Consider the following 12,075-nt stretch of genomic DNA (forward strand, 5'->3'; position numbering starts at 1 on the left):
CCCAGCTGAGCTAATCACCCGTTTGCATCTCCGAGGCCGCGAAATTTACGCAGGTAGCGAACCTAAGTCAATAGCAGGATTGAAGTTTTTCTGAAAAAGACAAAATCGTTTCAATCCGGACAATCTCGCCAACAGTCCGACCGCTGGAGTTACTCGCTGTAAATCATCTTCTTGGTCATGCCGCCATCGACCACGAATTCCTGCCCGGTGACAAAACCGGCGTTCTTCGATAGCAGCCAGGCCACCATCGCCGCCACGTCCTCGACCGTCCCTACCCTGCCCGCTGGATGCTGGGCATGATCGGCGTCGGTCAACGGCTCGGCACGGCGCACGGACGGGTCACGTGCATCGATCCAGCCCGGGCTGACGGCATTGACCCGAATCTCCGGGCCAAGGCTGATGGCCAGTGCATGAGTCAGGGCCAGCAAACCGCCCTTGCTCGCCGCGTAAGCCTCGGTATCAGGTTCCGATTGCCCGGCGCGGGTCGAGGCCAGGTTGACGATCGACCCGTTGTGAGCACGCAGATACGGCGCACAGTGCTTGGCCAATAGCATCGGCCCACTGAGATTCACTGCCAGCACCCGATTCCAGTAAGCCAGGTCGAGGCTTTCCAGGGTGATGTTGTGCGGATCGGCCACCGCCGCGTTGCACACCAGCGCATCCAGCCGCCCGAACTGCCCCAGCACTTCGGCCACGCCCAGGGCCACCTGACCTTCGTTGGAAACGTCCATGGCGATGAACCAGGCGTTGTCGCCGAGCGCTTTCGCCACTTTCGAACCGCGTTCACGATCCAGATCCGACAGCACCACTTGCCAGCCTTCGCTGATCAACCAGGCCGTGATACCCAGGCCAATGCCCCGCGCAGCGCCGGTCACCAGCGCCACGCGGCCGTTGGAGCCGGTTGGCGTCGACAGCTCGATCACAAGGCAGCCAACCCGCGCGCCAGGTCGGCTTGCAGGTCTGCCACGTCTTCCAGACCGACCGCGATGCGGATCAGGCTGTCACGGATACCCGCCGCTTCACGCTCTTGCGGCGCCAGACGGCCGTGAGACGTGGTGCTCGGATGGGTAATGGTGGTCTTGCTGTCACCAAGGTTGGCTGTGATGGAAATCAGGCGCGTCGCATCGATAAAGCGCCAGGCGCCCTCTTTGCCGCCCTTGACCTCGAAACTCACTACAGCCCCGAAACCTTTCTGCTGCCGCAGCGCCAGCTCGTGTTGCGGATGGCTCTTGAGGCCGGCGTAATGGACTTTTTCGATACCGTCCTGTTGCTCCAGCCATTCGGCCAGTTGCTGGGCGTTGGCGCAATGCGCCTTCATCCGCAGGTTCAGGGTTTCCAGGCCCTTGAGGAAGATCCAGGCGTTGAACGGGCTGAGAGTAGGCCCGGCAGTGCGCAGGAAACCGACCACTTCTTTCATCTGCTCGCTGCGACCGGCTACCACACCGCCCATGCAACGACCCTGGCCGTCGATGAACTTGGTCGCCGAGTGCACGACGATGTCCGCGCCCATTTTCAGCGGCTGCTGCAACGCCGGGGTGCAGAAGCAGTTGTCGACCACCAGCATTGCGCCTTTGGCGTGGGCGATTTTCGCCAGTTCGGCGATATCGACCAGTTCGGCCAGCGGGTTGGACGGCGATTCTACGAACAGCAGCTTGGTGTTGGCCTTGATTGCCGCATCCCAACCGGACAAGTCAGCCAAGGCTACATAATCGACTTCAATGCCAAAACGCTTGAAGTACTTCTCGAACAGGCTGATGGTCGAACCGAATACGCTGCGCGACACCAGCACATGATCGCCAGCGCTGCACAGGCTCATCACCACCGCCATGATCGCCGCCATGCCCGTGGCAGTGGCCACGGCTTGCTCGGCGCTTTCGAGGGCGGCGATGCGCTCTTCGAAGGCGCGTACGGTCGGGTTGGTGTAGCGCGAGTAAACGTTGCCCGGCACTTCCCCGGCGAAACGCGCAGCGGCATCGGCAGCGGTGCGGAACACGTAGCTGGATGTGAAGAACATCGGATCACCGTGTTCGCCTTCCGGCGTACGGTGCTGACCGGCACGTACGGCCAGGGTATCGAACGCTACGCCTTCGAGGTCGCTGTCCAACCGACCGGCATCCCAATCCTGACTCATGCTGTCACTCCTTGCCCTATTCGATGGTAGATACAAAACCGGCCCGCAGGAGCGAGGCTTGCCCGCGAAGAGTCCCTTGGGGACGCCAAAAGCTTCGCGGGCAAGCCTCGCTCCTACAAGGCCGGTTCTTACTTAGTTGTTGTACAGGTCGATGATCGCGCTGACTGCCTGGGTCTTGACCTTGGAGGCATCGTTGCGTGCCTGCTCGATCTTGTTCAGATAAGCCTCGTCGACATCGCCAGTCACATACTGGCCATCGAACACAGCGCAATCGAACTTGTCGATCTTGATCTTGCCGCCACCGACCGCTTCGATCAAGTCAGGCAAGTCCTGATAGATCAGCCAGTCGGCGCCGATCAGGTCGGCCACGTCCTGGGTCGAACGGTTGTGGGCGATCAGTTCGTGGGCGCTCGGCATGTCGATGCCGTAGACGTTCGGGAAACGCACGGCCGGTGCAGCCGAGCAGAAGTAGACGTTCTTGGCGCCCGCTTCACGAGCCATCTGGATGATCTGCTTGCAGGTGGTGCCGCGCACGATCGAATCGTCCACCAGCATCACGTTCTTGCCGCGGAATTCCAGTTCGATGGCGTTGAGCTTCTGGCGTACGGATTTTTTCCGTGCAGCCTGGCCCGGCATGATGAAGGTCCGGCCGATGTAGCGGTTCTTCACGAAGCCTTCGCGGAACTTCACGCCCAAATGGTTGGCCAGTTCCAGGGCCGCGGTGCGGCTGGTGTCCGGAATCGGGATAACCACGTCGATGTCATGCTCAGGACGCTCGCGCAGAATCTTCTCGGCGAGCTTCTCGCCCATGCGCAGGCGGGCCTTGTATACCGAAACACCGTCGATGATCGAGTCAGGGCGCGCCAGGTAAACGTGTTCGAAAATGCACGGTGTCAGGGACGGGTTGGTCGCGCACTGACGGGTGTGCAGCTTGCCGTCTTCAGTGATGTAGACCGCTTCGCCCGGCGCCAGGTCGCGAATCAAGGTAAAACCGAGCACGTCGAGGGAAACGCTTTCGGAAGCAATCATGTACTCAACGCCTTCGTCGGTATGACGCTGGCCAAACACGATCGGGCGGATGCCGTGCGGATCGCGGAAGCCGACGATGCCGTAGCCGGTGACCATCGCCACGACAGCGTAACCACCGACGCAACGGTTGTGCACGTCGGTCACGGCAGCAAACACGTCTTCTTCGGTCGGCTGCAACTTGCCGCGCTGGGCCAGTTCGTGGGCGAACACGTTAAGCAGTACTTCCGAGTCAGAGCTGGTGTTGACGTGGCGCAGGTCAGATTCGTAAATCTCCTTGGCCAGCTGTTCAACGTTGGTCAGGTTACCGTTGTGCGCCAAAGTGATGCCGTAAGGCGAGTTGACGTAAAACGGTTGAGCTTCGGCCGAAGTCGAGCTGCCCGCGGTCGGATAACGCACATGGCCAATGCCCATGTGGCCGACCAGCCGTTGCATGTGACGCTGATGGAAAACGTCACGTACCAGGCCATTGTCCTTGCGCAGGAATAACCGGCCATCATGGCTGGTCACGATACCGGCAGCGTCCTGGCCGCGGTGCTGGAGGACGGTTAGCGCGTCATACAGCGCCTGATTGACGTTCGACTTACCGACGATACCGACGATGCCACACATGCGACGCAACCCCTACTTAATGGATCTGAACTGAACACAACTCACTGAGGCGTTTTGGCCGTCGGCAAGAGGTGCTCCTTGAACGGAATATCAGCGGGTACGCTGATTCCGCTGGCAAGCCACTGACTGCTCCACCCGAGGATCAGGTTTTTGGACCAGTCGGCGACCAATAGAAATTTTGGCACGAGCTGTGACTGCTGCCACCACTCGTCCTGCTGTACCGGCCCCAGGCTCAACAGCCCGACCGCCACGACCACCAGCAACACGCCACGCGCGGCGCCGAAGGCCATGCCGAGGAATCGATCGGTCCCGGACAACCCGGTGACCCGTACCAATTCGCCGATCAGATAATTGATCATTGCGCCCACCACCAGGGTGGCGACAAACATGATGGTGCAGCCCGCGATCACGCGAGCCGATGGCGTCTGGATATATCCGGCGAGGTACTCGGACAGTGAGCCACCAAACATCCAGGCAACAGCTCCTGCGATGATCCAGGTCACCAGCGACAGTGCTTCTTTGACGAAGCCGCGGCTCAGACTGATCAATGCAGAGATGGCGACGATTGCAACGATCGCCCAGTCAACCCAGGTAAATGGCACAGTGCAGCCTACAGACGGATAAGGCGGCGCATTTTAGCAGAGCCCATGCTTATCGGTAAGCTGCGATTGTCAGTGCATTTCAAATCGCTGCGATAGATTTAGCCGCGTTCTGGCTGAAAGCGCACCACGAACCCCTTGAGGTTCTGCTGGCGATTCAACAAGTCGCGCAGACGATCGGCTTCGGCGCGTTCGATCAGCGGCCCGACAAACACCCGATTCTTGCCGTCGGCAGTGCGGATATAGGCGTTGTAGCCTTGGCTGCGCAGGGTTTTCTGCAGCTTTTCCGCGCTTTCACGGTTGGCCAGGCTGGCCAGTTGCACCGACCAACTCACCGACAGACCATTGGCGTCGACACGGCTTTGCGTGGTGTCTGGCTTACCCGGTGCCGCGCTGATTGGTTGGGACGGCGCAGTCGCCGGCTTCGCGGCCAATGCCGGAACCGGTGCCGGCGCAGGCGGCGGCGTGACCGGTTTTGCCGTTGGCGCGGGAGCGACCGGTGCAGCCGGTGCAGCAGGTGCAGGCGCTGTAACCGGTAGTTCTTGCTGGGCGATTTCGTCGTCGCTCGGCACAGGTTCTTGCGGCAAGGCTTGCGGCTCGGGCACTACGACCGGCTCCACTTGAACCTGCGGCATCGCTGGCGCTTGAGGGGCGGACGGGGCTTCGACCGTTACCTGGCGCTGCTCATCCTGACGAGAGAACAGCATCGGCAGGAAAATCACGGCCAGTGCGACGAGTACGAGCGCGCCAACCATGCGCTGTTTGTAGGCCTTATCCAGCAATGCCATTTGCCGCTTCCTCCGTGGAGCGCCGAGCCAGCCACTCAAGGGCCTCGGCGACACAATAAAATGATCCGAACAACAATATTTCATCGTCGCTCGTTGCCAGCGCGCACTGCCCTTCCAGGGCGGCCGCCACGCTGTCATAGCATGCTACCGACGCACCGCGCTTGAGTAGCGCATCTTGCAGATCGGCCACCGGCCGCGCCCGTGGCGAATCCAGCGGAGCGACAGCCCAGTGCTCGACACTAGCATTCAATTCGCCAATAACACCATCCAGATCCTTGTCGGCCAGCAATCCGAACACCGCCAGGCGTTTGCCAACCGGAGGACGACTGGCCAATCGCCGGGCCAGATACTCCGCCGCATGGGGGTTATGCCCCACGTCCAGTAACAGATTAAGACGCTTGCCCTGCCAGTTGAACTGCCGGCGATCGAGACGACCGACCACCCGCGTCGCTTGCAGCGCCTGGACAATCTGCGCATCGACCCACGGCAGACCCAGCAACAGATACGCCTGCAAGGCGAGCGCCGCATTCTCCATCGGCAAATCGAGCAGCGGCAGGTCGTGCAACTCGACGGCGTGCCCCTGAATGTCCAGGCCGCGCCATTGCCAGTTGTGATCGGTGACCCCGAGATCGAAATCGCGCCCACGCAGGAAAAACGGGCAGGCAAGCTCGCGCGCTTTGTCCAGCAGGGGTTGCGGGGGATTGAGGTCGCCACACAGCGCAGGCGCGCCCTGGCGGAAGATACCAGCCTTCTCGAAGGCCACGGATTCGCGGGTATCACCCAGGTAATCCGCATGATCGACGCCAATGCTGGTGACCAGCGCCATATCGGCATCGACCACATTGACCGTATCCAGGCGCCCGCCTAGACCGACTTCCAGCACCACAGCATCGAGCCCGGACTGTTGAAACAGCCAGAACGCGGCCAATGTGCCCATTTCGAAGTAAGTCAGGGAAGTGTCACCACGCCCCGCCTCCACCGCAGCGAAGGCCTGGCACAGTTCGGCGTCAGTGGCTTCGACGCCATTGACCTGCACCCGCTCGTTATAACGCAGCAGGTGCGGCGAGTTGTAGACACCGACGTTCAGGCCCTGGGCTCGCAGCAAAGACGCTACGAAGGCACAGGTCGAACCCTTGCCGTTGGTGCCGGTGACCGTGATCACCCGAGGCGCCGGCTTGCCCAGTCCCATGCGGGACGCTACCTGTTGCGAGCGCTCAAGGCCCATGTCGATGGCCGAAGGGTGCAACTGCTCAAGGTAGGCGAGCCACTCGCCAAGGGTACGTTGGGTCATATATTGGCAGGCACCGGTGGGACGACGATCGGTTCGATTGGTGCAGCGACGAATTTCGGCGTCGGCAGGCCCATCATTTGCGCCAGCAGGTTACCCAGGCGTGGGCGCAGTTCCTGACGGTGAATGATCATGTCGATCGCGCCGTGCTCCAGCAGGAACTCGCTGCGCTGGAAGCCTTCCGGCAGTTTTTCGCGCACGGTCTGCTCGATCACGCGCGGACCGGCAAAGCCGATCAGGGCTTTCGGTTCGCCGACGATAACGTCGCCGAGCATCGCCAGACTGGCAGAAACACCACCGTAGACCGGATCGGTCAGTACCGAGATGAACGGAATGCCTTCTTCACGCAGACGCGCCAGCACCGCGGAGGTCTTGGCCATTTGCATCAGGGAAATCAGCGCTTCCTGCATCCGCGCACCACCGGAGGCGGAGAAGCAGATCATCGGGCAGCGTTTTTCCAGGGCGTAGTTGGCGGCGCGCACGAAGCGCTCACCGACGATGGCACCCATCGAACCGCCCATGAAGGAGAATTCGAACGCCGACACCACGACCGGCATGCCCAGCAGCGTACCGCTCATGGACACCAGCGCATCTTTTTCGCCGGTCTGCTTTTGTGCAGCGGTCAGGCGATCCTTGTACTTCTTGCCGTCACGGAATTTCAGGCGGTCGACCGGCTCCAGGTCCGCACCGAGTTCGGTACGGCCTTCGACATCGAGGAAAATATCGATACGGGCGCGGGCGCCGATACGCATGTGGTGGTTGCACTTGGGGCAAACGTCCAGGGTCTTTTCCAGCTCCGGACGATACAGCACAGCCTCGCAAGACGGGCACTTGTGCCAAAGACCTTCAGGCACCGAGCTCTTCTTGACCTCGGAACGCATGATCGAAGGGATCAGTTTGTCTACTAACCAGTTGCTCATGCTTTCTTTCTCCAGTACCGGCGGCCCGAACGCTCTGGTTCGCAGCCCCGCGTATGCCCTTGAGCTAAATTCATATGTGTGGCGATGATCGTCGAGCGCACACGGTCAGCGCGAAACTTGACCTGCGTGCAACTGCGAAAACCCTCAGCCCTGCCTGCTTTTTGCAAGTGCAGTTAAAGACGGCGGCAGTGTGCCAGCCGTCACATCGCAAACCGGATCAAAAGATCGCAGCCTGGTTTCACTCGACAGCCCCTGCAACAGCCTTGATGAAGGCGTGAATCTTTGCATGATCCTTGATGCCCTTGCTCGCCTCTACCCCGCCGCTGACATCCACGGCGTAGGGCCGGACCCGCGCCACTGCCTCGGCGACGTTATCCGGGGTCAGTCCACCCGCCAGAATAATCGGCTTGCTCAAGGCTTGCGGTATCAATGACCAGTCGAAGGCTTCACCGGTTCCCCCGGGGATGCCTTCGACATAGGCATCGAGCAAAATACCGCTGGCACTCGGGTAAGCGTCGCAAGCGACCGCAATGTCATCACCGGCCTTGACCCGCAACGCCTTGATATATGGATGCCGCCAGCCTTCGCACTGCGCTGCTGTTTCATCACCATGAAACTGCAACAGGTCCAACGGCACCGCATCGAGGATCTCAGCCAGTTCGGCGTGACTGGCATCGACGAACAATCCAACAGTCGTGACAAACGGTGGCAGTGCCTTGATGATCGAGCGCGCCTGCTCCAGCGTCACAGCCCGCGGGCTTTTTGCGTAAAACACAAACCCTATGGCGTCGGCCCCGGCTTCGACCGCTGCCAACGCATCTTCTATGCGGGTAATCCCGCAAATCTTGCTGCGAACGGCTGACATGTCGTTAAAACCTCACGGCAAATCCGAGAAAGTCCCGGATGGTAACAAAAGCGTTCGAGGGCGTCAGCCGTCAAGTTCGGAGAACCCGGTAAGGAAATGCGGCCCGATGTAACGCTCGGGCAGTTCGAACTCATCGTGGTACTCGACTTGCACCAGATAAAGGCCAAACGGATGTGCCGTCACCCCGCCCGTTCGACGGATACGGCTCTCCAGTACTTCCTTCATCCACTCCACCGGGCGCTCACCAGCACCGATGGTCATCAGCACACCGGCGATGTTGCGCACCATGTGGTGCAGGAAGGCACTGGCGCGGATATCCAGCACGATCATCTTGCCGTGGCGCGTCACGCGCAGGTGATGCAGCTCCTTGATCGGCGACTTGGCCTGGCACTGACCGGCGCGGAAAGCGCTGAAATCATGGGTGCCCACCAGGTACTGCGCCGCCTCGGCCATACGCTCGACGTCCAGCGGACGGTGGTTCCAAGTGATCTCTTCGTTCAGGTGCGCCGGGCGGATCTGATCGTTGTAGATGACATAGCGATAACGGCGAGCGATGGCTTTGAACCGCGCATGGAAGTGCGCCGGCATGGCCTTGGCCCAGCTGACGCTGACATCGTGGGGCAAGTTGATGTTGGCGCCCATGACCCAGGCTTTCATCGAACGCTCGACCTGGGTATCAAAATGCACCACTTGCCCGCAGGCATGCACACCGGCATCGGTTCGCCCGGCGCACAGCAGCGAAACCGGTGAATCGGCGACTTTGGACAAGGCGTTTTCGAGGGTTTCCTGCACGGTGAGCACACCGGAAGCCTGGCGCTGCCAGCCGCGATAACGCGAACCTTTGTATTCAACACCCAGTGCGATCCGGAAAAAGCCGTCGGCCGCCATTTCAGCAGCCGGGTTATCAATATTTGCCAAGGGGGAACAGCCTGCTGAAGTACGCAAAGGCAGGCATTATAAGGTGCTCGGCCGGGGATGCCAGTAGATATCCTGTGACTGTTCCGGCCTCATCGCGGGCAAGCCCGCTCCCACAGGGATTTATGTCAACCGCAAAACCTGTGGGAGTGGGCTTGCCCGCGATGAGGCCCTGAAAGACAACATCGAAACGACCGCCTGAAACAAAAACGGCAGCCTCGAGTGGGCTGCCGTTTCATTTGCAACGATTGACTCAAGCCAAACGCGAAAGCATTTCCTTGGCTTCGCTCTTCTGACCGTCATCACCTTCGGTCACCACCTCATTGAGGATGTCCCGGGCGCCGTCGTTGTCGCCCATGTCGATGTAGGCCTGGGCCAGATCGAGCTTGGTCGCGACCTCATCGGTACCGGACAGGAAATCGAAATCCGGCTCGTCGTCCACTGTCGCCAGGGCATCGTCCACGGTGAAGGTTGGCTCACTGATGCTCTGTGACAGGCGATCCAGCTCGGCGTTGACGTCATCCAGCTCGGATTCGAATGCATCCGGAGTGGTTGGAGCGTCCATCTCATCGGCCAATGACAAGTCGAAATCGGCTGGCAGTTCCAGGTCATCCAGCGGAGCTTCGGCCACTGCGGGAGTGTCGACCGATGGCAGGTCCTTCACGTCTGCGTCCAGATCCAGCAGGAAATCGTCTTCCGCCAGCAGGGCCGGAGACGGCTCGCCACCGAGATCCATGTCCAGGTCGAAATCCGACAGGTCACCCAGGTTGTCCTTGATTTCCGTCTGCTGCTGCAGCACCGACTCGAAGCTCAGATCGTCGTCCAGCGGGAAATCTTCAAGTTCGTCCAGGGTCGCGGCCGGCTCGGGCTCCACCACAGGTGCTGGCGGAGCGGCTACCGGGGTGATGTTGTCCAGATCATCGAGACTGAGGTCGAAGGCGCTGTCGAGATCGTCACCAGCCGGCGCTGGGTCGGCTGGGGCCGCTACCGGCGCCACGTTTTCCAGATCGTCGAGGCTCAGATCGAAAGCGCTGTCGAAGTCATCGTCGGCCGGTGTCGGTTCTGGTGCTTGCGGCTCGTCCAGCAACAGGTCCTTGACGTATTGTGCGTCCAGTTCGGCAGCGGCCGCCGCCGCGGCGATACCGCCCGCCGCAACCAGCGCCATGGCCGGGAAACGGCTTTTCAGTTTTTCGACCTGGGCGAAGTTGTCGCCGTTGGCCACCAGTTGACGTTCCTGAACCACGAAGGCATCGCGGTCGCCCTGCAAACCGTAGACTTCCATGAGTTTGAGGCGCAGATCACTGCGCTGCGGCTCTTGCTTGACGCCCTCTTCCAGCAACGCGGCAGCCTGATTGAGACGACCGGCTGCGATGTGCGACTGGGCTTGACCCAACACCTCGTCGGAGCGCTCGGCCGCCGGCGAGACCAGTGGCGCGGCAATCGGTGGCGTTACCACGACCGGCGTAATCACCGGCGCCGGGGCTGGGGCTGGCGCGGGTGCCGGAGCAGTCGCAAGATTCACGCTTGGCGGTGGAACCTCCAGGCCTTCGAAGCTGCTTTCAGGCAAGTCGAGATCAGCAGAAAACTCCTGCTCTTCGGACAAGGCGCGAGCCATGCGCAGATGTTTCTCGGCTTCCTGTTGAGCTTTGCGGCGACGTGCCAGCAACAGCAGCAAGAGCAACACAACCACTGCCCCGCCACCCGCCAGGCCCAACAACCACGGATTGGTCAGCAGTTCGTTGAATTTCTGCTCGTCGGAGACAGCAGGCGCCGGCTCAACCGGTTGCTCGGTTGGCGCTGGAGCGGTTTCAGGCGCAGCCGCCGCAGGTGCCGGGGTTGCTTCGGCAGGTGCCGCCGCCGGGTCCGCCGCCAGTTCCGCCGTGATGGCAGGCGCTGTTGCCGCAGCCGGCGCACCCGCTGCACCTTCGGCTTGCAACTTGGCCAGTTGATTGTTCTTCAGTTCGATCAAACGCTGCAGCTTGTCCAACTGGCTTTGCAGATCGGTCATGCGGCTTTTCAGTTCAGCGTTGTCACGACGCGTCGTATCAAGGCTTTCCTGGGTGACCGCGAGCTTGTTACTCAGGGCCTTGGCATCACCTGCCGGCCCCTTGCCCGCAGCCTTGCCGGATTCAGCGGAAACCAGGCTCAGGTTGTCCCGGCCGGCTTGCGTGGACACGGCTTCGCCACGGCCACGATTAGTGGCATCAAGTTGCTGCTGCCCGGTTCCAGGCTTCGCTACATAGCGGCGGCCCTGGCGCCAGGCGGTGTTCTGCGCAGCGACTTCGGCCATGGCTTTAGGTTGTGCCAGGCTGGTGCTCTGCGCCTGATCCGGCAGACGCAACACTTGGCCGGTTTTAAGCCGGTTAATGTTGCCGTCGATAAAAGCGTCCGGGTTCAGCGCCTGGATGGCCAGCATGGTTTGTTGAATCGAACCGCCATTACGCGCCTTCGCCGCGATTTCCCACAGGGTATCGCGCGACGTGGTGGTGTATTCGGACGGTTTGGTCGCAGCGGTGACCGGCGTGGTGCCCGTCGGTGCAGGTTGCGCAGCCGCTTCAGCGGTCTGCGGCGAGAATTTGGAAGGATCGAGCAGCACGCTGTAATCGCGTAGCAGGCGACCGTTTGGCCACATCACCTGAACCAGGAATTTCACCATCGGTTCAGAGAGTGGTTTGCTGGAGGTCACACGCAGGATGCTTTTGCCGCTGGCGTTCAGCACAGGGGTAAACGTCAGGTCGTTGAGAAACGCCTGGCGATCGACACCGGCCTTGGCGAAATCTTCAGGTGAAGCCAGGCTCGGCACCACTTCGGCAGCGGTGAGTTCCTTGACGTCCAGCAATTCGATTTCCGCCACCAACGGCTGGTTCAGCGTCGATTTCAGGGTCAGCTCCCCGAGCCCGAGGGCATGCGCCATACCGGAGGACAGCGCCG

General features: G+C 61.0%; 10 protein-coding genes. All 10 read right to left on the bottom strand.

What is annotated here, in order from left to right; all coding sequences use genetic code 11:
- Positions 1–149: 149 nt before the first annotated feature.
- Positions 150–923, bottom strand: a complete 774-nt coding sequence (locus tag D8V06_RS08860) for an SDR family oxidoreductase (protein WP_056853698.1) — start codon at positions 921–923, stop codon at positions 150–152.
- A complete protein-coding gene (locus D8V06_RS08865; protein ID WP_130930812.1) occupies positions 920–2,131 on the bottom strand; it encodes an O-succinylhomoserine sulfhydrylase in 1,212 nt (403 codons plus the stop codon). Before D8V06_RS08865 ends, D8V06_RS08860 begins: the two co-directional genes overlap by 4 nt.
- Positions 2,132–2,263: 132 nt before the next feature.
- Complete coding sequence (gene purF, locus D8V06_RS08870) at positions 2,264–3,769, bottom strand: amidophosphoribosyltransferase (RefSeq protein ID WP_034150926.1); 1,506 nt, start codon at positions 3,767–3,769, stop codon at positions 2,264–2,266.
- Positions 3,770–3,810: 41 nt separating this feature from the next.
- Positions 3,811–4,371: a CvpA family protein gene (locus D8V06_RS08875; RefSeq protein ID WP_056853700.1), complete on the bottom strand. Its 561-nt coding sequence runs from the start codon at positions 4,369–4,371 to the stop codon at positions 3,811–3,813.
- Between the two features lie 98 nt (positions 4,372–4,469).
- Positions 4,470–5,156, bottom strand: coding sequence for an SPOR domain-containing protein (locus tag D8V06_RS08880; RefSeq protein ID WP_130907717.1), 687 nt, complete (start codon positions 5,154–5,156; stop codon positions 4,470–4,472).
- Positions 5,140–6,447 (bottom strand): bifunctional tetrahydrofolate synthase/dihydrofolate synthase, encoded by a 1,308-nt coding sequence (folC, locus tag D8V06_RS08885; RefSeq protein ID WP_130930813.1) that lies wholly within the window; start codon positions 6,445–6,447, stop codon positions 5,140–5,142. The genes D8V06_RS08880 and folC overlap by 17 nt, the downstream gene beginning before the upstream one ends.
- Positions 6,444–7,364 carry an acetyl-CoA carboxylase, carboxyltransferase subunit beta gene (accD, locus tag D8V06_RS08890; RefSeq protein WP_056853703.1) on the bottom strand — a complete coding sequence of 307 codons (921 nt, stop codon included), beginning with the start codon at positions 7,362–7,364 and terminating at the stop codon, positions 6,444–6,446. The genes folC and accD overlap by 4 nt, the downstream gene beginning before the upstream one ends.
- 238 nt (positions 7,365–7,602) lie before the next feature.
- Entirely contained in the window at positions 7,603–8,229 is a 627-nt protein-coding gene (locus D8V06_RS08895; RefSeq protein WP_130907718.1) for a phosphoribosylanthranilate isomerase, read from the bottom strand.
- 63 nt (positions 8,230–8,292) lie between these two features.
- Positions 8,293–9,117 carry a tRNA pseudouridine(38-40) synthase TruA gene (gene truA / locus D8V06_RS08900; protein WP_130905381.1) on the bottom strand — a complete coding sequence of 275 codons (825 nt, stop codon included), beginning with the start codon at positions 9,115–9,117 and terminating at the stop codon, positions 8,293–8,295.
- Between the two features lie 280 nt (positions 9,118–9,397).
- A partial coding sequence (locus D8V06_RS08905; RefSeq protein ID WP_130930814.1) for a FimV/HubP family polar landmark protein occupies positions 9,398–12,075 on the bottom strand: 2,678 nt, incomplete at its 5' end.

The organism is Pseudomonas sp. Sample_24, from assembly GCF_004307605.1.
Lineage (GTDB): Bacteria > Pseudomonadota > Gammaproteobacteria > Pseudomonadales > Pseudomonadaceae > Aquipseudomonas.

Coding starts and splice junctions, on each gene's coding strand:
- D8V06_RS08865 (WP_130930812.1), bottom strand. CDS start 2,131: ATGAGTCAGGATTGGGATGCCGGTCGGTTGGACAGCGACCTCGAAGGC.
- D8V06_RS08880 (WP_130907717.1), bottom strand. CDS start 5,156: ATGGCATTGCTGGATAAGGCCTACAAACAGCGCATGGTTGGCGCGCTC.
- accD (WP_056853703.1), bottom strand. CDS start 7,364: ATGAGCAACTGGTTAGTAGACAAACTGATCCCTTCGATCATGCGTTCC.
- D8V06_RS08895 (WP_130907718.1), bottom strand. CDS start 8,229: ATGTCAGCCGTTCGCAGCAAGATTTGCGGGATTACCCGCATAGAAGAT.
- truA (WP_130905381.1), bottom strand. CDS start 9,117: ATGGCGGCCGACGGCTTTTTCCGGATCGCACTGGGTGTTGAATACAAA.
- purF (WP_034150926.1), bottom strand. CDS start 3,769: ATGTGTGGCATCGTCGGTATCGTCGGTAAGTCGAACGTCAATCAGGCG.
- folC (WP_130930813.1), bottom strand. CDS start 6,447: ATGACCCAACGTACCCTTGGCGAGTGGCTCGCCTACCTTGAGCAGTTG.